Below are 20,762 nucleotides of genomic sequence, written 5' to 3'. Positions count from 1 at the left end.
GTCTCCCCGCACAACGCAGGCGCCGGGCGCCCGCCGTGGTTCCTTATCCTTCGCCGGCGTCGCCGCCGCGTCGTGCCGCCAGGCTCTTCAACGTCATCACCTCGCGCAGCCAGGCCCGCATGGGCTTGGCGGGCGAGCCGCCCCACTTGACCCCCGCCGGCACGTCGGTCGCGACATTGCTCGTCGCCGCGATCTGCGCGCCCATGCCGATGCGAACGTGCCCGACGACACCGACCTGGCCGCCGAGGACGACGAAGTCCTCCAACGTGGCGCTGCCCGCGATGCCGACCTGCGAGACGATGACGCAATGGCGGCCGATGACGACGTTATGACCAATCTGCACCAGGTTGTCGATCTTCGTGCCCTCGCCGATCACGGTGTCGCGGCTGGCGCCCCGGTCGACGGTGGTGTTGGCACCGATCTCGACGTCGTCCTGGATGATGACGCGCCCGATCTGCGGCACCTTGAGATGGCCCTGGGCGCTCATGGCGAAGCCGAAGCCGTCCTGCCCGATCTTGGCGCCCGCGTGCAGGATGACGCGGTTGCCGACGAGCGCGTGCTGCAGCACGACGCCGGGGCCGATGGAGCTGTTGCGGCCGATGCGGACGCCGGGGCCGACCACGGCATTCGACGAGATGACCGTGCCGGAGCCGATCTCCGCTCCCGGGCCGACGCTCGCCCCCGGATCGACGACGACGCCCGGCTCGAGCCGCGCCTGGGGATGCACATAGGCGCCGGGCGAGATGCCGTCGGCACCGAACTGCGAGCCCGGCCGCGCCGCCGCCGGATACATCGCCGTGAGCACCTTGGCGAAGGCGCGGTAAGGCTCGGCGACCACGAGCGCCACGCAGCCGGCAGGCACGCGCGCGGCAAAGCGCTTCGAGACGAAACAGGCACTCGCCTGCGTCACATCGAGCGCGGCGGCATAGCGCGGGTTGTCCATATAGGCGAGATCACCCTGCGCCGCGCTTTCGAGCGGCGAGACCCCGCTCAGCACCATCTGCGGGTCCGCGCCCGCAGGCAGCGTCACGCCGGTGAGAGACGCCACCTCGGCGAGCGTCGGGCGCACGGCCTGGACGAAGAACACCGGATCCGACATCGCCAGAAATATCTTTCGCCTGAAACAGAAGCGGCCCTTGCGGGCCGCTTCGAGGAGAGCATCAGAAGCTCGTGCCACCCGAGAAGCGGAAGGCCTGGGTCTGGTCCCCTGTCGCCTTCGACAGCACGAAGGCGTAGTCGAAGCGCAGCGGCCCGAGCGGCGACTGCCAGAGCAGGCTCACGCCGACGGAGGAGCGGATCTTCTTGCTGTCCTCGACGTTGAGGCACTCAGGCTCCGCATTCGGATTGTATCCGGCAAATCCAGCGCAATTGATCGAGCCATTGCCATTCAGATCGAAGTACCGCTGGCCTTCATAGCCGAACAGGGTACCGGCGTCCGCGAAGACGGCACCGCGCAGGCCGAATTCACGCGGCAGACCGAAGATCGGGAACTGCACCTCGAGCGTGCCGCCGAAATAGGTGGTGCCGCCGAGGGCGTTAGCGCGGTAGTCGCCGGTCATGTCGCGCGGGCCCATGCCGGACGGGGCGAAGCCGCGCACCAGCGACGGGCCGAGGAAGAAGTTGTCGACGATGCGCAGGTCGTTGCCGCCGAAGGCACGGATGTGACCGCCCTGCACCTTGATCATGCCGACGACGTCGTCGAACAGCTCATGGTAGTAGCGGGCCTCGGCCGTGGCACGGATGAAGCGCGAGTCACCGCCAAGTCCGGCGACCTCGGGCTTGATCTCGGCATAAAAACCGGAACGCGGATCGCGGATGTTATCGAGAGTGTTGTACGACAGCGTGGCGCCAACGAGCGACGTCCAGGTCGTTCCAACGGCTTCCTTAACCGCGATTGAGGCTTCTCCGTTCCATGTGCACTCCGGATACTGAGCAACCCCTGTGCCCGGAATCAGCGGCGTCAGGCCGGGCAGCGGAATCGAGCAGTCGTTATACGGCTTGGAATAGGTATTCGGGATCTTGAGCTCCGACTGATACAGCGAGTAGCGCAGCGTCAGCGTGACCTCTTCGGTGATCGGCAGGCCGAGGCGCAGCTGGCCGCCGGTCACGCGGTTCTCGTAGCGCGAATAGTTGGTGTTGTCGGTGTACTTCGAGAACAGGTCGACACCGAAGGCCATGCGCTGGTCGAGGAAGTAAGGCTCCGTGAAGGAGAACTCGACGCCCTGCGTGCGCTGGCCCCAGGTGCCGGCGAGGCGGACATACTGGCCGCGGCCGAGGAAGTTCGACTCGGAGACAGCCACCTCGCCGATGAAGCCGTCGGAGGTCGAATAGCCGCCCGACACGGAGAACTGGCCCGTGGACTGATCCTCGACATCCACGTTGACCACGACGCGATCCGGCGTCGAGCCGGGCTCGTTGGTGATGCGGACGTTCTTGAAGTAACCGAGGTTGTTGAGGCGCCGCACGGCGCGGTCGATCAGCACCTGGTTGTAGGCGTCACCCTCGCCGATATCGAACTCGCGGCGGATGACGTAGTCGCGCGAGCGGGTATTGCCGCGCACGTTGATGCGCTCGATGTAGACCCGTGGCCCCTCTTCCACGACGTAGTCGATGGCGATCGTGTGCGAGGCCGGATCGCGCGTGCCGCGCGGACGCACGACCATGAACGGGTAGCCGCGCCGACCGAGCTCGGTCGTCATGTTGGTGAGGGTCTTCTCGACGGCCTCGGCGTTGTAGACGTCGCCCGAGGAAAGACGCGCGAGCCGCTGCAGCTCCGCGGCCTGCACTTCCGGAACAGTCGAATCGACCGTGACGCCGCTGACACGATACTGCTGGCCCTCGTCGACCGCGATGGTGACGATGTAGCCCTCGCGCGCCTCGTCGAACACCGCATCCGCGGAAACGACGCGGAAATCGGCGTAGCCGTTCTTGAGGTAGTAACGGCGGATCAGCTCGAGATCGGTGGAGATGCGATCGGGATCGTAGACGTCGGTGTTCTTGAGGAACGACAGGAAATTCATTTCCGTCGTCGTCATCAGGTTGCGCAGCCTCGACGACGAGAAGGCATTGTTGCCGACGAAGTTGATTTCCTTGACGCCGGTCTTGTCGCCCTCGTCGATGGTGAAGACGACGTCGACCCGGTCGTTGGACAGCGACACCACGCGCGCGTCGACCTTGGCGAGGCTGCGGCCGCCACGGCGGTAGATCTCGCGGATGCGCTCGATGTCGCCGTCGACAACCGACTGGCTGAAGGGCGTGCGCGCCTGGGTCTGCATCTCGGGGCCGAGTTGCTCGGACTTCAGCTTCTTGTTGCCCTGGAACACCACGCGGTTGATGAGCGGAGCGCCGACAGTCGCCGTCTGTGCGCCCGCACGCGGGCTGCGTGCCGACTGGGCGGTGGCAACCTGGGCGCTCGCAACGATGGCCACGCTGGCAAGGAGCACGCCCGTCAGGCGGCGCGCCACTCTGGCCCGGCGGTTGTTCACATTCCGCGTCATCAGGTGCCTACCCTCTTTATTCTTTCCCGAACGAACCGTCTCGATTGCCCGGAGTATGGGTCGAAGACGCTTCTACAGAGTTTACGCCGGTCTGCAAACGGGCCGAAGGCGCCGGGCGCGCATTTTTCGAGCAAGCGTTGCCCGTCGGTCACGTCGCCCCGAGACCGAAAGCGGCGCCCAGATGCTGCAGATCATTCCACGTCACGAAGAGCATGAGCATGAGCACCAAGGCAAGCCCGATTCTGAAGCCGATCTCCTGCGCCTGCTCGCTGAGCGGGCGTCCGCGCACGGCCTCGATGGCGTAGAACAGCAGATGGCCGCCATCGAGCATCGGCACCGGAACGAGATTTATCAAGCCAATAGAGACAGATAGGATGGCCGCCAGGTTGATGAGGCCGGCAAGTCCGCCCATCGAGGCGACCTCTCCGGAAACCTGTGCGATGCGGATCGGCCCCGAGAGCTGATCGGTCGATTCGCGGCCCGTCAGGAGCTTTCCGACATAATCGCCGGTACGTTCCACGATGTACCAAGTATCTGTTAACCCTATCCGCAGAGAATCAACGATGCCGTATTGCCTGACGGTCCAATCGCCAGGGTCACGGGAGGCGCGCAGGCCGAGAAGCCCGATGCGCTGCTTGCCGAACGGCGTCGTCATCTCGCGCAGGTCTGGTGTCGCCGTCAGCGTCACTTCGCTGCCGTCCCGCTCGACGGTGACGGTCAGCGCCTCGCCCGGGCGGGCGCTGATGATGCGCTGCATGTCGGCGAAGCTCTCCATGGGACGCCCGTCGATGGAGAGCACGAGATCGCCCGGCCGGACGCCGGCGCGCTCGGCGGCGCTGCCCGCCTCAACCGCGTCGACGCGCGGCAGGAGGATGGCCCGGCCGCCGAAGTAGACGCTCGCGGTGAAGATGGCGATGGCGAGCAGGAAGTTGGCGATGGGGCCGGCGGCCACGATCGCCGCGCGGGCGCCGACGCCCTTGTGGTAGAAGCTGCCGCGCCGCTCGACCTCGGACATGGTGTCGAGCGCGCCGCGGTCCGGCATGCTGGCGCTGTTGGCATCGCCGGCGAATCTCACATAGCCGCCGAGCGGGATCGCCGAGATGCGCCAGCGCGTGCCGTGCCGGTCCGTCCAGCCGACGAGCTCCCGGCCGAAGCCGATGGAGAAGGCCTGGACGGCGACGCCGCAGCGGCGGGCGACCCAGAAGTGGCCGAGCTCGTGGAAGAAGACCACGATCGTCAGCACGAACAGGAAGGGGACCACATAGCTCAGGAGCCCCCACCCCGCGCCGATCACCGTGCCCGCTATGTCCATCGTCCACTCCTCGCCGGGCTCGCTTGCGCCCGTTCAGCGTGATTGCTGCAAAAGCGCGCGGGCTCGTTCCCGCGCGGCAAAGTCCACCGCGAGCGCTTCGTCGATCCCCGCCGGCGCGGCGCCCACGCCCTCGTGCGTGCATACCGCCTCGACGAGGCGGGCGATATCGCCGAACCTGATGCGTCCCGCAAGGAAAGCCTCCACCGCGACCTCGTTGGCCGCGTTGAGCACCGTCGGCGCGGCCCCGCCCTGCTCCAGGGCCTCGCGCGCCAGCCGCAGCGCGGGAAAGCGTGCCGTGTCGGGTTCGGCGAAAGTAAGGCAGCCCATTGCGGCAAGATCGAGCCGCGGGACCTCTGTTTCGACGCGCTCGGGCCAGGCGAGGCAATGCGCCACCGGCACCCGCATGTCGGGCACCGCGAGGCCGGCCGAAAGCGACCCGTCCCGGAAATGCACGATGCCATGGACGATCGACTGCGGATGCACCACCGCCCTGAGCCGCGCGGCCGGAAGGCCGAAGAGGTGGTGGGCCTCGATCAGTTCGAGGCCCTTGTTCATGAGCCCGGCGGAATCGACGGTGATCTTCGCCCCCATCGACCAGTTGGGGTGCTTCAGCGCCTCCTGCGGCGTCGCCTCGGCAATGGCCTTCGCCGGCCAGTCGCGAAAAGGGCCGCCGGAGGCCGTGAGGGTCATCGCCTCCACGTCATCGAGGGCAGCGCCACCGAGCGCCTGGAAAAGAGCGTTGTGCTCGGAATCGAGCGGCAGGATGGTGGCGCCGGCTGCCGCGGCATCGCGCATGAAGGCGGCACCGGCGCTGACGAGGCATTCCTTGTTGGCGAGCGCGATGCGGCGGCCGGGGCGGAGCGCGCGATGGGTCGGGCGGAGCCCCGCCGTGCCGGCGATCGCGGCGACGACGAGATCGCAGTCCCGGTCGACCGCCTCGAGCACCGCCTCCTCGCCCGCCCCGCTCGCGATGCCGCTGCCGGACAGGGCCTCCGCCAGGGCCGCCCCGCCCTCGCCGTCCGCCAGCACGGCACAGCGCGCGCGCAGCCGCAACGCCACGTCGGCGAGAGCCCGCGCATCGCGGCCGGCGACGACGGCCTCGACTTCGAAGCGCCCGGGATGGGCGGCGACCACATCGGCCACTGCCCGGCCGACGGAACCGCTGGCACCGAGAATGGTGAGACGTGTCGCCATCGCCGCCGCCTCAGAGCGCCGGAGCCCGGACGGCGGAACTGACGACAAGCCCCAGGCCGACGAGCAGCGCCACCGCCCAGAAGGCGTCGAGGCGGTCCATCACCCCGCCGTGGCCCGGAATGATGTGCCCGGAATCCTTCACTCCCGCCCGGCGCTTCAGCGCGGATTCGGCGAGATCGCCCAATTGGCCGAACGCGGAAGCAACGGCCGAGCCGCAGCCGACCATCCAGAGCGGCGCGCCCTCGGCGATGCCGTTGCCCTGGGCGACGGCGACGACCGCCATGCCGGCGAGGCTGCCCGCCGCCAGCCCGCCGAGAAAGCCGGACCACGTCTTCTTGGGGCTGACGCTCGGCCACAGCTTCGGCCCGCCGAGGCTGCGCCCAGTGAAATAGGCGGCGATATCCGTCATCCAGACGACGGCGAACATCCACAGGATGACGACGAGGCCGACCTCCGGCAGGGCCCGGGCGGCGACGGGCACGAGCCCGATGACGGCCGCATAGATGAGGCCCGCCAGCGCCCACAGGCGCGAGGTGCGATCACGCCCGAGGGCGGCAAGGCCGGCGGCCCCCACCGCAAGCGCGGTCAAGGCAGACGGCAGGTGGCCGCTCACCGACAGAACGACGCTGGCGACGGCCACGGCCGCGGCACCGCCGAGCCCCAGGACGGTCTCCGCGCGCGCCGGCGACAGCGCCACCCATTCGCGGCAGACGAGCGCGCCCGCCAGGGCCCAGAGGATGTCGAAGGCAAGTCCGCCCCACCACGCGGTGCCGAGCGCCACGGCGACGAGGGCAATGCCGGACAGGGTGCGCCGGCCGAGCTCGGATGAGAGGAAGGAACCGATGCTGCGGGGCGTGGCCGGCGGTCGCGGCTCTGGAGAAGCCATGACGCTCAGGCGCTCGCCGTCAGGCCGCCGTAACGCCGCTCGCGCCGGGCGAATTCCGCAAGGGCTTCGTCGAAGGCGGCCTCGTCGAAATCGGGCCACAGCACCGGCAGGAAGACGAGCTCGGCATAGGCCGCCTGCCAGAGCAGGAAGTTCGACAGGCGCTGCTCGCCCGAGGTGCGGATGATGAGGTCCGGATCCGGCACGCCGGCAAGGTCGAGCCGGGCAGCGACGGCATCGGCGTCGATGGCGTCGGGGGCGAGGCGGCCGGCGGCGACATCCTCGGCGATGCGCCGGGCGGCACGGACGATCTCCTGCCGCGAGCCGTAGTTGAACGCCACGACCAGCGTCAGGCCGGTGTTGTCGCGCGTGATGCTCTCCGCCTCGTCGAGCAGGGCCGCGATATCGGGCTTGAGATCGGCCCGCTCGCCGAGGATGCGGACGCGGATGTTGGCCCGGTGCAGCTCGGCAAGGTCCCGTCGCACGAAGAGCTTGAGGAGGTTCATGAGGTCGGCGATCTCGCTCGCCGGCCTGCGCCAGTTCTCGGACGAGAAGCTGTAGATGGTCAGATAGCGGATGCCCCGCGCGGCGGCCGCACGCACGGCGCGGCGCAGCGCCTCCACGCCGCGCCGATGGCCCTCGGCCCGCGGCAGGTGGCGCTTCTGCGCCCAGCGGCCGTTGCCATCCATGATGATGGCGACATGCGCCGGCACGCCGGCCTCGCCTGCCGCCGCCCGCACATCTTCCGCTGCCGTTGCCGGCTCGGTCACTACCGTCATCGACCCGTCCTCACGGCGCCATCGGCTCGACGTCGCACCGCGCCGCCGCCCCCCTCACGCAGATCAAACCTGCATGATTTCCTTTTCCTTGGCGGCGAGGAGCTGGTCGATCTCGGCGATCGCCTGGTCGGTCGCCTTCTGGACGAGGTCGGCCTCGCGGGCCTGGTCGTCCTGGCTCATGTCGCCGTCCTTCTCGAGCTTCTTCAGCGTGTCGAGGCCGTCACGGCGGACGTGGCGCACCGCGATGCGCGATTCCTCCGCATATTTGTGGGCGACCTTGACCATCTCCTTGCGGCGCTGCTCGTTCATCTCGGGAATACGCAGGCGGATCACCTGCCCTTCCGTCTGCGGATTGAGGCCGAGGTCGGAATCGCGGATGGCCTTCTCGACGGCCGAGACCATGCCGCGGTCCCACACCTGCACGCTGAGGAGGCGCGGCTCCGGGACGCTGATGGTCGCGACCTGGTTGATGGGCATCAGGCTGCCGTAGGCGTCAACCTGGATGGGCTCGACAAGGCTGGCCGAGGCGCGGCCGGTGCGCAGTCCGCCGAGATCATGCTTCAGGGACTGAACGGCACCCTGCATGCGACGCTTGATGTCGGCGAGGTCGTATGTCTGGCTCATTGTTTTTGCTCGCTCCCTGCAAGATATCGCGGCGACGTTGAGCGCGCCCGGGCCTCCGGGTCAAGACCTTCGTCTCGAATCGGTGAACACGGGCGTGTGCGCTTCACGCGGAAGGAACAACGACGGTGGCCCGTCCCCCGCCCTCGAGCACGGCCCCGATCGAGCCCGGCTCCTGCAGGGAGAAGACGACGATGGTGAGCCCGGCCTCGCGCGCCAGGGCAAAGGCGGCGGTGTCCATCACCTTGAGATTGCGGGCGATGGCCTCGTCGTGGGTCAGGCGCTCGAAGCGGGTGGCGGTCGGGTCCGTCTTGGGGTCGGCCGTGTAGACGCCGTCGACGTTCGTCGCCTTCATGAGCAGCGTGCACGACAGCTCGGCGGCGCGCAGGGCCGCGCCCGTATCGGTCGTGAAATAGGGATTGCTGGTGCCGCCGCCGAGGATGACGACCTTGCCGTGAGCCATGTGGTCGAGGGCGCGCTTGCGCGCGTAGCTCTCGCACAGGGAGGGCATCGGCACGGCCGACATGGCGCGCGCGGGCACGCCGGCCGATTCGATGGCGTGCTCCAGCGCCAGGGCGTTCATGACCGTGCCGAGCATGCCGATGGAATCGGCGGTGGGCCGGTCGAGGCCCTTGGCGAGGCCCTGCACGCCGCGGAAGAAGTTGCCGCCGCCGACGACGACGGCGATCTCGTGGCCGACGCGCGCGGCCGTGGCGATGTCGTTGGCGAGCGCGGTCAGGGTTTCGCCATGGATGCCGGCTCCGCCCGGCCCCGCCAGTGCCTCACCCGACAGTTTGATCAGCGCCCGTTTGCCAGCCATCGTCCCTTAAGCCTCCGCCAGGGCCTGCTCCGATCCGACCGGACCTCAGCAGGCGTCGCAACTCGTGTGGCCGAGCATTCCCGCCGCCGTGCCATTCGGCCCCGCGCCGGCGAACATGCCCTTGACCGTCTCATCTTACAAAAACGGCGGCGCTTGGCGCCGCCGTTTCTGGAAATTCCGGCCTCAGCTGCCGACCGCTGCCGCCACTTCGGCGGCAAAGTCGGTTTCCTCTTTCTCGATGCCCTCGCCGAGGCTGTAGCGCACGAACCCCGTCAGCGAAACGGGCGCGCCCACCTTGCCCTCGGCTTCCTTGAGCGCCTGGGCGACCGTCTTCGACGGATCGTGGATGAAGGCCTGGTCGAGGAGGCAGACCTCCTTGTAGTAGGTCTTGAGGCCGCTCTCGACGATCTTCTCGATCACGTTGGCCGGCTTGCCGGCATGCTTCTCGCCGAGGATCGCCTTCTCGCGCTCCACCGTCGCCGGATCGAGGCCGGCCGGGTCGAGCGCCAAGGGGCTCGCCGCGGCGATGTGCATGGCGATCTGGCGGCCGAGCGCGGCAAGCTCATCGGTCTTGCCGGCCGAGTTGAGGCCGACGAGCACGCCGATGCGGCCGAGGCCCTCGCCCGAGGCGTTGTGGATGTAGGAGGCGACGACGCCCTGCGGCACCGAGACGCCGGCCGCGCGGCGCAGCGTCATGTTCTCGCCGATGGTGGCGATGGCGTTGGCGATGGCGTCGGCCACCGTGCCGCCGCCCGGATAGGCCGCGGCCTTGATGGCCTCGACATCGTCGCCGACGGTGAGGCCGACACGGGCGATGTTGGCGGCGAGCGCCTGGAACTGATCGTTGCGCGCAACGAAGTCGGTCTCGGCATTCACCTCGACGACGACGCCCTTGGTGCCCTCGATGGCGAGCGCCACGAGGCCCTCGGCCGCGACGCGGCCCGACTTCTTGGCCGCCTTGGCGAGACCCTTCTTGCGCAGCCAGTCGACCGCGGCCTCCACGTCACCGTTGGTCTCCGCGAGCGCCGTCTTGCAGTCCATCATGCCCGCGCCGGTCTTGTCGCGGAGCTCCTTGACCATCGCTGCGGTGATATTAGCCATTTCGTCCTCTTAATCGTCGATGCGGCACGGCCCGGCACCGAAGCGCCAGGCCGCACCATGTCCCAGACATCATCATGCCGCCAAAGCGGCACGGAATTGCGACGAGGTCACGCGGCCTCGATCAGGGTGCGGGCGAGCGCCACCCAGCCGTCGCGCTCGATGCGGCCGTTGAGCTTGAGCTCGGCATCGAGCTTGGCGACATCGGCCTCGCCCATGGCGGCGATCTGCCAGTAGTGGAAGATGCCGGCTTCGTTCAGGGACTTCTCGAGCTGCGGGCCGACACCCGTGATCTTGGTCAGGTCGTCGGGAGCGCCGCGCGGGGCGTCGAGCAGCTCGAAAGCCTCGCCCGGCTGCTCGGTCTCGGCCGGCAGATCCTCGACGAGCGGAGCCTCGGAAGCGCCGATGTCGATGCCGAAGTCGCCCTGGCTGCGCGAGATGCCGTCGATCGCCGCACGGGCGACGAGGTCGCAGTAGAGCGCGATCGCACGGCCCGCGTCATCGTTGGCCGGCACCGCATAGGTGATGCCGTCGGGATCGCAGTTCGTGTCGACGATCGCGGCCACCGGAATGCCGAGGCGCTGCGCCTCCTTGATGGCGAGCTGCTCCTTGTTCGTGTCGATCACGAAGAGCAGGTTCGGCGTGCCGCCCATGTCCTTGATGCCGCCGAGGGCGCGCTCGAGCTTGTCGCGCTCGCGCGACAGCATCAGGCGCTCCTTCTTGGTCAGGCCCTGCGCGCCACCGGCGAGCATCTCCTCGACCTTGCGCAGGCGCTGGATGGAGGCCGAGATGGTCTTCCAGTTGGTCAGCATGCCGCCGAGCCAGCGGGAGTTGACGTAGTACTGGGCCGAGCGCTTGGCCGCATCGGCGACGGCATCGGCCGCCTGGCGCTTGGTGCCGACCATCAGCACGCGACCGCCGGCCGCGACCGTGTCCGAGATCGCCTGCAGCGCGCGGTAGAGCGCCGGCACCGTCTGGGCGAGGTCGATGATGTGGATGCCGTTGCGGGCGCCGAAGATGTAGGATTCCATCTTCGGGTTCCAACGGTGGGACTGGTGTCCGAAATGCGCGCCAGCCTCAAGCAGCTGACGCATCGAGAAATCGGGAAGCGCCATTACAGTTTCTCCGGTTAAGCCTCCGCGGAGCTGCGACCGGCGCTGCCGCCGGCCACCGGATGCTCTTCGAGCGTTCTCCGCGTGTGGGATGGCGGCGCTTATACGGGTGCGGCGGCCGTGACGCAAGCCTTCGGGCGCTTCACGCGTGGCAATTTTCGCGGGGGATCTCGTGCCAAAGGGCGATGGCGGCAGGCGCGAGCATTCCGCCATCGGGGCGGATGCAGGGAAGTGTGGGGATCAGGAGAGCCTGCGGCTCGGCATCATGCGCTGGACCCCGGCTCGCATTCCGTTCCGCTGCGCTCCACTGCATGCGTCCGGGGAATGAGGATCTCCCGGTCAGGCCCTCGTTTCCCGGCCCGCATGCGCGAGGCGCAGGCGAGAGCCGAGCACCAGCGCATGACCTGATACCGGCGGGGTATCACCGCATGGATCCTGCCAGTCCTGCCGAACAACGGCTACGGCGTCTATTGCAGCTCGACGTGCACCACGCCCGGCACGGCGCGCAGGGCGCCGGCAATCTGCGGGGTGGCGAGATAGCGCCCGGGCAGGCGCAGCTCCACCTCCTGCGCATTGTCGAGGATGAGCACCATCGACACCTCGCCCTCGCCGCGCTGCTTCAGGCGCTCGCTGACACTGGCGAGCGGAACTTCGTCGCGGAGATAGATGCGCATGCCCTTCTGATGCTGGGCAATGGCCTCGTCGAGCGGTTCGACGGACTGGATGCGGGCGCGCACGTCCTCCCCCTCGACCGAGGCCTGCACCACGAGCACCACTGCCCGCCCTGGCTCCAGCAGATCGCGGAAGCGCTGCAGCCCCTCCGAGAAGACGATGGCCTCGAAATGGCCGGTCTGGTCCGAGAGCATGACGATGCCCATCTTGCTGCCGCTCTTGGTGCGCCGCTCGGTCCGGTCGAGCACCGTTGCCGCCAGCCGGCCCATGGTCGCGCCGGCCTTCACCGCCTTGGCGAAATCCACCCAGCGCTGCACGCGCAGCCGCTCGAGCATCTCCTCGTACCCGTCGAGCGGGTGGCCCGACAGGAAGAAGCCGACCGCGTCATATTCCTTCTGCAGCCGCACGGCCGGCACCCACGGCTCGTAGGGCGGGATGCGCAGCGACTCGGGGCCGGCGGCAAGGCCGCCGAAGATGTCCGCCTGACCGTCGGTGGCCGCCGCCGCCATGCGCGATGCGAGCGCCATCATGGCGTCGATCGCCGCCGTCGCGCGCGCCCGGTCAGGCTCCAGCTCGTCGAAGGCGCCCGCCGCGATCAGCGCCTCCAGGGTGCGCTTGTTGACGAGGCGCGGATTGATGCGCGAGGCGAAATCAGACAGGCTCGTGAAAGGCTTGTCGCCGCGTGCTGCAATGATGCTTTCAACCGCCTGGCGCCCGACGCCCTTGGTCGCGGCGAGCGCGTAGCGGATGATGCCCGGGCCCACGCCGTCGTGGTCGACCTCGAAGGAGACGCCCGAGCGGTTGATGGACGGCGGCTCGACACGGATGCCGAGACGCTCGGCCTCGCGGCGGAATTCCGACAGCTTGTCCGTGTTGTCCATGTCGAGCGCCATGGAGGCGGCCAGGAACTCGACGGTGTAGTTGGCCTTGAGATAGCCCGTCTGGTAGGCAACCAGCGCATAGGCCGCCGCGTGGCTCTTGTTGAAGCCGTAGTCGGCGAACTTCGCGAGCAGGTCGAAGATCTCGTCGGCAAGGTCTTTCGTAAGGCCGCTTTTCAGCGCGCCCTCGACGAAGCGCACGCGCTGGGCGTCCATCTCCGCCTTGATCTTCTTGCCCATGGCGCGGCGCAGGAGATCGGCCTCGCCGAGCGAATAGCCCGACAGCGCCTGCGCCACCTGCATCACCTGCTCCTGGTAGATGATGATGCCGAAGGTCTCCTTCAGGATCGGCTCCAGCTTCGGGTGCAGGTACCATTTCTCGGAGGCTTCGCCGCGCCCGTGCTTGCGGTCGCAATAGACCGGGATGTTGGCCATCGGGCCCGGCCGGTAGAGGGCGACGAGGGCGATGAGGTCCTCCAGCCGATCGGCGCGCATGTCGACGAGGGCCTTGCGCATGCCCGCACTTTCCACCTGGAACACGCCGACCGTCTCGCCGCGGCCGAGGAGCTCGAAGGTGGTGCGGTCGTCGAGCGGGATGCGCGACAGGTCGAGGTCGATGCCGCGCTGGCGCACGAAATTGACCGCCGTCGTCAGCACCGTCAGCGTCTTGAGGCCGAGGAAGTCGAACTTCACGAGGCCGGCCTGCTCCACCCACTTCATGTTGAACTGGGTGACGCGCATGCCCGAGCGCGGATCGCGATAGAGCGGCACCAGCTCCTCGAGCGGCCGGTCGCCGATGACGATGCCGGCGGCATGGGTCGAGGCGTGCCGGTGCAGGCCTTCCAGCTTCTCGGCGATGGCCAGCATGCGGCCGACGACGGGCTCCTCCTCGGCGGCAGCCTGCAGGCGCGGCTCGTCCTCGATGGCCTTCTTGAGCGTCACCGGATTGGCCGGATTCTGCGGCACGAGCTTGGTGAGCTTGTCGACCTGGCCGTAGGGCATCTCCAGCACGCGGCCGACGTCGCGCATCACGCCGCGGGCGAGCAAGGTGCCGAAGGTGATGATCTGCGCGACCTTGTCCTCGCCGTAGCGCTTCTGGACGTAGCCGATCACCTCCTCGCGCCGGTCCTGGCAGAAGTCGATGTCGAAGTCCGGCATCGACACGCGCTCGGGGTTGAGGAAGCGCTCGAACAGCAGGCCGAAGCGCAGCGGATCGAGGTCGGTAATGGTGAGGGCATAGGCGACGAGCGAGCCGGCGCCCGAGCCGCGCCCCGGCCCGACGGGGATGTCGTGCGCCTTCGCCCATTTGATGAAGTCCGACACGATGAGGAAGTAGCCGGGATACTTCATGCGCTCGATGACCGAGAGCTCGAAGTCGAGCCGCTCCTCGTAATCCGCCACCGTCAGGTCGGGCGCCGGGCCGTGCGCATCGAGGCGGCGCTTCAGCCCCTCCACCGCCTGGCGGCGCAGTTCCGCGCCCTCGTCGCTCTCGGCGCCCTCTGTGCCGGCATCGAACCGCGGCAGGATCGGCTTGCGCGTGCGGATGCGGTAGGCGCAGCGCATGGCAATCTCGACGCTCGATGACAGCGCCTCCGGCAAATCCGAAAACAGATCAGCCATTTGCGCGCGCGTCTTGAAGTCGTGCTGCGGCGTGACGCGGCGCCGGTTCTCGTCCGACATGAGCCGCCCGGCCGCGATCGCCAGCAGCGCGTCATGGGCCTCATAGTCGTCCTGTTTGGCGAAGAAGGGCTCGTTGGTGGCGACGATCGGCAGGCCGAGGTCATAGGCGAGCCGCAGCAGCTCAGGCTCGGCAGCAGCCTGCTCGGGCAGGCCGTGGCGCTGCAATTCCACATAGAGCCGCCCGTCGAAGGCGCCGCGCAAGGCCTTGAGCCGCGCCTCGGCATTTTCGGACCGTCCCTCGCGCAGGGCCTGGTCGAGGGGGCCGCCGAAGCCGCCGGTCAGCGCGATGAGGCCTCGGCTGTTGGCGAGGACCCGGTCGAGCGGCACATGCGGTTTCTCGCTGGGATCGGTATCGAGATAGGTCCAGCTCGTGAGCCGCATCAGGTTGCCGTACCCCTCCTCGTCCTGGGCCAGAAGGACGATGTGGGGAAAATCGCGGGCGTGGACGCTGCGCTGGGCCGGATCCTGCTCCTCGAAGGCGACCGACAGCTGCACGCCGGCGATGGGCTGGATGCCGAGGCCCTTCAGCTTCTCCGAGAACTCCAGTCCGCCGAAGAGATTGTTGGTGTCGGTCAGGGCAAGCGCCGGCATCTTGTCGGCGGCGGCGAGCTTGCCGAGGGTCGTGACGGTCAGGGCGCTCTCGAGCAGCGAATAGGACGAGTGCACGTGAAGATGCACGAAGCCGACGCTGCTCAGGATGCTGCCCATCGTTCGTTCCGTCCTCGTCCCTTCGGCCCCGGCGACTCGCTGCTGATCCATCCGATCGCTCGGGAGCGCCGCAGTATCGCCTTGACCGGTCGGCGCCGTCGAGGGTCGGCGCCCGACCGGCTGTGGACGGTCTTTCGATCAGACGGGAGGCGCGCTGGCAACCGTGGCCCAGACGCCGATCATGGTGACGAAAACGCCGAGCGATGCGATCTCGACAAGTGAGGTGACAACGGTTTTGAACATGTCTCGCTCCTCTTGTTCGTCTTATGTTCACCGTTATTCACTGTTTGTTCAAGTCCCGGCGCGTGTTTGAGTCAATAAATCATTACCGTCGCCGGCGCTCCGTGCGGCGTGCCTTCAGGGATGGCGGCGCGAAGCAGCCGGAGCGCGGGCGCTCGCCTGCGCACGGGGAAGCAATCGGTTCGTGGCGGATGTCACCGAAGCACCCGACGCCTCGGCCGCCCTCGAGACCGGCGGATCGCTGGCCCCCGGAACCGATAGCGCGATGTCGCGGGAACCGCCGTCAGATGGGCCATTGCGTCATGGGGCGCTGGACGCGCAGGCGATCCACCACCCCGCTGACGCCCGGCTCGTTCTCGGCCAAGACGCGGACGGCATCGCGCACGCGCTCGTCGTCGACCGTGCCGTCGAGCTCGACCTTGCCGGCGTTGACCACGACGTCGAGCGACGAATTCGACACCCAGCCCTGGCGATCGACCTCGTCGAGGATGCGCCGGCGGATGTCCATGTCCTCGGCCGTGGCCTCTGCCGCGTCCTCGAGCCGGCGCGCCAGGACGCGCAGGAAATTGGCTCGGCTCACGATGCCGATGACCTTGCCGTCGCGCACGATCGGCAGCCGCTTGAAGCCGCGCCGCTCCATCAATTCCACCGCATCGGTGAGCGGAGCGTCGGGGGCGACGCTCTCGGGGTCGTGCGACATGACGTCGGACACCTTGCGGCCGTGGCTGCGCACATAGTCCTCCGCCCGCGCCGCCGGATCCATGAGGAAGGTGAGCCAGCGCGGGCGCCTGTGCTCGGTGCCGGTCTCCGCCCGCCGCAGCAGGTCGCGCTCGGTCACCATGCCGACGAGCCGTCCGTCCGCGTCAACGACAGGCACGCCACTGATGCCGTGGTGCAGCATCAGCTGCGCGGCTTCGAGGAGCGGCGTGTCGGGACGCACCGTCGCCGCGCCCAGGGTCATGATGTCGCCAACCTTCATCATCGTGCCTCCTCGTTGTGTCCGTGCCGGCGCTCTGCAGCGGCAACCGCCTGCTTGACGGCGACGAAGCTGTCGGGGCTCACGGACAGGGAATGGATGCCGGCCTCGACGAGAAAGGCGGCAAAGGCCGGATTGTCGCTCGGCGCCTGGCCGCACAGGCCGATCTTCGCGCCCGCGGCACGCGCTTCGCCGATGACGCGCGCGATCATCCACTTCACCGCCGCGTCCTCCTCGTCGAACAGCGGGGCGAGCTCCGCCGAATCCCGGTCGACACCGAGCGTGAGCTGGGTGAGGTCGTTGGAGCCGATGGAGAAGCCGTCGAAACGTGCGGCGAACTCCCGCGCCAGGATGACGTTGGAGGGGATCTCGCACATCACGTAGACCTCCAGCCCGTCCTCGCCACGCCTGAGCCCGTTCTCCGCCATGACGGCGAGGACCGCGTCGGCCTCGGCGGGCGAACGGCAGAACGGGATCATGACGATAACGTTCCGGAAGCCCATTTCGTTGCGCAGGCGCCGGATGGCACGACATTCGAGCGCAAAGCCCTCCCGATAGTGCGGCGAGTAGTAGCGCGAGGCGCCGCGCAGGCCGATCATCGGGTTTTCCTCGTGCGGCTCGAACCCGGCGCCGCCGACGAGGCCGGCATATTCGTTGGTCTTGAAGTCGCTCGTGCGGATGATGACCGGCTTGGGGTGGAAGCTGGCGGCAAGCCGCGCGAGCCCGCGCGACAGCCGGTCGACGAAATAGTCCGTGCGGTCGCCATAGCCGGCCGTGAGCGCGGCGATCTCGCGCCGGGCCGTCTCGTCGCGCAGTTCGTCGTAGCGCACGAGCGCCATCGGATGGACGCGGATGGCGTTGCTGATGACGAATTCCATGCGCGCCAGCCCGACGCCGTCGGCCGGCAGGCGCCACCAGCGGAAGGCCGCCGCAGGGTTGGCGAGGTTGAGCATGACCTGGGTGGCGGTCTGCGGGAGGGCGCCGATGTCGAGCGTCTCCGCCTCCACATCGGCTGTGCCCTCGTAGACGAAGCCCTCGTCGCCCTCGGCGCAGGACACCGTCACCTCCTGGCCGTCGTGGAGCAGTTCCGTCGCGTTGCCCGTCCCGACGATGGCCGGCAGTCCGAGCTCGCGGCTGATGATGGCCGCGTGGGAGGTGCGCCCGCCCCTGTCCGTGACGATCGCCGCGGCCCGCTTCATGACCGGCACCCAGTCGGGATCGGTCGTCCCGGTGACGAGAATGCTGCCGTCGACGAAACGTGCGATGTCGCGGGCGCTTTCGATGAGGCAGATCCAACCGGAGACGACCGCGTCGCCGATGGCGAGGCCGGAGGAAAGCTTGCGACCCTTGCGGGTGATGCGGAAGGTGCGGAAGGCATCGGCGCGGCGCCGGGCCTGCACCGTCTCGGGCCTTGCCTGGACGACGAAGAGCTCGCCGGTCTCGCCGTCCCTGGCCCATTCGATGTCCATCGGGCAGCCGTAGTGGGTCTCGATGGCGACGGCCCAGCGCGCGAGGGTCAGGATCTCGACATCGTCGAGCACGAAGGCGGCCCGCTCGGCCTTCGACGCGGGCACGAGGCGGGTCGGCGTCTCGCCGCCGCCATAGATGAGCTTGTGCGCCTTGTCCCCGCAGGTCTTGTCGATGATCGGCGACAGCGCGGGATCGGCGAGGAGCGGCTTGAACACCTGGTACTCGTCAGGCCCGACGCTGCCCTGCACCACGGTCTCGCCGAGGCCCCAGGCGGCATCGATGCGCACGACCTTGTCGAAACCCGTCTCCGTGTCGATGGAGAACATGACGCCGGCGCCGCCGATGTCGGAGCGCACCATGCGCTGCACGCCGACGGAGAGCGCCACCTGCATGTGGTCGAAGCCCTTGGCCTGGCGGTAGCTGATGGCGCGGTCGGTGAAGAGCGAGGCGTAGCAGCGGCGGCAGGCCTCGACGAGCGCCGCCTCGCCACGGATGTTGAGGAAGGTCTCCTGCTGTCCCGCGAAGCTCGCCTCGGGCAGGTCTTCGGCCGTGGCGCTCGAGCGAACGGCGACGTCGATGTCGGCGCGGCCGCTCTCGGCGCACAAGCGGCGGTAGGCGGCGATGATCGCCTCCTGCGTCGCGGCCGGCCAGTCGCCGTGCAGGATGAGGCTGCGGACGGCCTGGCCCGTCTCCGCCAATGTCTGCTTGCCGGAAGCAAGCGCCGCGAGGTGATCCGCGATCGGCGCCCCGAGCCCGTTCGCTGCGAGATAGTCGCGGAAGGCGTCGGCCGTGGTGGCAAAGCCGCCCGGCACGCGAATGCCCTTCGGAGCGAGCGCCCGGACCATCTCGCCGAGCGAGGCGTTCTTGCCTCCGACCCGCGCCACGTCGGCGCGGGAGAGGTCCTCGAACCAGATGACCGGCGGGGATTGCTTCGTCATCGCTCCACTCCCCCTTCCCGGGCCTCCCGGCGGCCCGGACAGGCATAGCCTCGGCCGACAGCGAAGCCGGGGCCTTGAGGGTGATCAAATCAGCCGGCTGTTTCGCACGCCTCGGCCTCGGCATAGAGGCGCAGCACGTCCTCGCGCCGGCACAAGGTGGTGCCCGGCGTCAGCACTGCGGCCGCCCCGGCCGCGATGGCGAGGCGCAGGGCCTCCTCGGGCGAGCGGTCCGCAGCGAGGGCGAAGGTCATGGCCCCGAGAAAGCTGTCGCCGGCACCCACGGCGGAGCGCACGGGCACATGCAGCGCCGGCACGCGCGTGATGCCAGCCTTGCTCGCCAGCACCGCCCCGCCGGCCCCGAGCGTCACGGCCACCATCTCGGCCGCGCCGCGCCGTACCAGCGCGAGCGCGGCCTCGCGCACGCCCATCTCGTCGAGCGGATGGCCGACGAACTGCTCGAGCTCGCCCCGGCTCGGCTTGACCAGGAAGACGCGGGAACGGTCGAGTGTCGCCGCCAGCGCCTCCCCCGAACTGTCGAGGACGAAGCGTGCGCCGCGCTGCGCGGCGATATCCGCCATCCTGGCGAACGTCTCCAGCGGCAAGCCGCGCGGCAGGCTGCCGCTCGCGACGATCCAGCGGCTGTCGGTCTTGCGCAGGAGGGCAAGGCAGGGCTCGAGCTCCCGCGTGCTCACCTCGGGCCCTGATGCGACGAAGCGGTATTCGAGCCCGGTGCTGCGCTCGTGCACCGTGTAGCTGACCCGTGTCGCCCCGGCGATCGGAAAGGGCCTGCCCTCGATGCCGGTCGGCGCGACGAGCTGGTCGAGCAGCGCGCCGGTGATGCCGCCGGCGAGATAGGCCGCCTCGACCGTGCCGCCGAGCATCGCGATGACACGGGCGACGTTGATGCCGCCGCCACCGGGATCGAACCGCTCCTGCGCCGTGCGCACCTTGTGCGTCGGCCGCACGACCTCGGCCTCGCTCGCCATGTCGATGGTCGGACTGAGCGTCACCGTGAGGATGGGCGCCATGTCGCCTCCTTCTCTGCCTTCATGCCGCTTCAGGTCCGGACGGCTCCTGCGGCTGCACGACGAGACGGTCGTCGACGCCGGCCACGCCACGGACACCTTCCGCGACGACGCGCACCGCCGCGCGCTCCGTCTCGGAGCGGACGATGCCGGACAGGTGGACGATGCCGCGCGTCACGACGACGTCGGGCAGAGGCTCCGCGAGCCCGAGATCGTGGCGCAGCCGCGTGACGATGCCGAGGCGGATGGCGGCGTCGCCGGCGGCCGTGCGGTCCGGCGCGGCCGTGACGATGCCCCGCAGCAGGTCCGACCGGCTGACGATGCCGACGAGCACGCCCGCGCGCAGCACCGGCACGCGCTTGATGGCCCGCCGGTCGAACAGCGCTGCGATCTCGCCCAGCGGCGTCGTCTCCTCCACCGCGACGGCGGGGGTGCTCATCACGTCGCCGACACGCCAGCTGTGGCCGGTGACGTAGTCGCGGCTCCTGTCCGGCTCCGATGCGCCCGACGTCTCTGCGGATCCCAGCGCATCGCGCAGCTCGGCCCGGCGCATGAGGTCGCCCTCGGTGATGACGCCGGCGAGCCGGCCGTCGTCGTCGATCACCGGCAGGCCGCTCAGCCCCCGCGCCAGCATGATCTCGGCGGCGTGCCGCACGCTGGTGTCGGGGCGGACGCTCACCACGTCCGTCGCCATGACGTCCCTGGCTGTCTGTTCCACCGCTCGCCTCCCGTTCGGCAATGGACCGCCCGGCGCAATCCGCGAGGTCTGCCTTCGCAGGCGCGGGACCTTGCAACGCTGGCACGGAGGGAGCCGCCGGGCATTGCGACAGATCAACGGCGCAGGCGCATGTGCGATTTC

At 68.9% G+C, this 20,762-nt stretch carries 15 protein-coding genes; all 15 read right to left on the bottom strand.

The features are described from left to right. Window positions 1-43: 43 nt before the first annotated feature. The 15 genes from lpxD to GGR16_RS05685 all read right to left on the bottom strand — a co-directional run bounded on the left by lpxD (window position 44) and on the right by GGR16_RS05685 (window position 20,621). Window positions 44-1,099 carry a UDP-3-O-(3-hydroxymyristoyl)glucosamine N-acyltransferase gene (gene lpxD, locus GGR16_RS05755; protein ID WP_183315951.1) on the bottom strand — a complete coding sequence of 352 codons (1,056 nt, stop codon included), beginning with the start codon at window positions 1,097-1,099 and terminating at the stop codon, window positions 44-46. A gap of 61 nt (window positions 1,100-1,160) precedes the next feature. Continuing rightward, a complete protein-coding gene (gene bamA, locus GGR16_RS05750; RefSeq protein WP_183315950.1) occupies window positions 1,161-3,497 on the bottom strand; it encodes an outer membrane protein assembly factor BamA in 2,337 nt (778 codons plus the stop codon). 148 nt (window positions 3,498-3,645) lie between these two features. After that, window positions 3,646-4,809: an RIP metalloprotease RseP gene (rseP, locus tag GGR16_RS05745; protein WP_019403660.1), complete on the bottom strand. Its 1,164-nt coding sequence runs from the start codon at window positions 4,807-4,809 to the stop codon at window positions 3,646-3,648. A gap of 33 nt (window positions 4,810-4,842) precedes the next feature. Continuing rightward, the gene (gene dxr, locus GGR16_RS05740) at window positions 4,843-6,003 is read right to left on the bottom strand and encodes a 1-deoxy-D-xylulose-5-phosphate reductoisomerase (protein ID WP_183315949.1); all 1,161 of its coding nucleotides are present in this window, start codon (window positions 6,001-6,003) and stop codon (window positions 4,843-4,845) included. Between the two features lie 10 nt (window positions 6,004-6,013). Further along, a complete protein-coding gene (locus tag GGR16_RS05735) occupies window positions 6,014-6,889 on the bottom strand; it encodes a phosphatidate cytidylyltransferase (RefSeq protein WP_183315948.1) in 876 nt (291 codons plus the stop codon). A gap of 5 nt (window positions 6,890-6,894) precedes the next feature. Then, window positions 6,895-7,665 (bottom strand): isoprenyl transferase, encoded by a 771-nt coding sequence (locus GGR16_RS05730; protein ID WP_019403663.1) that lies wholly within the window; start codon window positions 7,663-7,665, stop codon window positions 6,895-6,897. 63 nt (window positions 7,666-7,728) lie between these two features. Then, window positions 7,729-8,289, bottom strand: a complete 561-nt coding sequence (gene frr, locus GGR16_RS05725) for a ribosome recycling factor (RefSeq protein ID WP_019403664.1) — start codon at window positions 8,287-8,289, stop codon at window positions 7,729-7,731. Window positions 8,290-8,392: 103 nt separating this feature from the next. After that, a complete protein-coding gene (pyrH, locus tag GGR16_RS05720) occupies window positions 8,393-9,106 on the bottom strand; it encodes a UMP kinase (protein WP_019403665.1) in 714 nt (237 codons plus the stop codon). 183 nt (window positions 9,107-9,289) lie between these two features. Continuing rightward, window positions 9,290-10,207 (bottom strand): translation elongation factor Ts, encoded by a 918-nt coding sequence (tsf, locus tag GGR16_RS05715; RefSeq protein ID WP_026015396.1) that lies wholly within the window; start codon window positions 10,205-10,207, stop codon window positions 9,290-9,292. 107 nt (window positions 10,208-10,314) lie between these two features. Continuing rightward, window positions 10,315-11,319 (bottom strand): 30S ribosomal protein S2, encoded by a 1,005-nt coding sequence (locus tag GGR16_RS05710; protein ID WP_019403667.1) that lies wholly within the window; start codon window positions 11,317-11,319, stop codon window positions 10,315-10,317. Window positions 11,320-11,783: 464 nt separating this feature from the next. Continuing rightward, window positions 11,784-15,254, bottom strand: coding sequence for a DNA polymerase III subunit alpha (gene dnaE / locus GGR16_RS05705; RefSeq protein WP_183315947.1), 3,471 nt, complete (start codon window positions 15,252-15,254; stop codon window positions 11,784-11,786). Window positions 15,255-15,777: 523 nt separating this feature from the next. After that, a complete protein-coding gene (locus tag GGR16_RS05700) occupies window positions 15,778-16,476 on the bottom strand; it encodes a CBS domain-containing protein (protein ID WP_019403670.1) in 699 nt (232 codons plus the stop codon). Then, the gene (ppsA, locus tag GGR16_RS05695; protein ID WP_019403671.1) at window positions 16,473-18,878 is read right to left on the bottom strand and encodes a phosphoenolpyruvate synthase; all 2,406 of its coding nucleotides are present in this window, start codon (window positions 18,876-18,878) and stop codon (window positions 16,473-16,475) included. Before ppsA ends, GGR16_RS05700 begins: the two co-directional genes overlap by 4 nt. Before the next feature lie 89 nt (window positions 18,879-18,967). Continuing rightward, window positions 18,968-19,906, bottom strand: coding sequence for a 1-phosphofructokinase family hexose kinase (locus GGR16_RS05690; protein WP_183315946.1), 939 nt, complete (start codon window positions 19,904-19,906; stop codon window positions 18,968-18,970). A gap of 19 nt (window positions 19,907-19,925) precedes the next feature. Further along, window positions 19,926-20,621 (bottom strand): CBS domain-containing protein, encoded by a 696-nt coding sequence (locus tag GGR16_RS05685; RefSeq protein WP_343059581.1) that lies wholly within the window; start codon window positions 20,619-20,621, stop codon window positions 19,926-19,928. Between the last annotated feature and the right edge of the window lie 141 nt (window positions 20,622-20,762).

It is taken from the genome of Chelatococcus caeni, from assembly GCF_014196925.1.
GTDB lineage: Bacteria > Pseudomonadota > Alphaproteobacteria > Rhizobiales > Beijerinckiaceae > Chelatococcus_A > Chelatococcus_A caeni.
The sequence above is the reverse complement of the archived record's forward strand: the minus strand, read 5'-3'. Positions and strand labels throughout refer to the sequence as shown.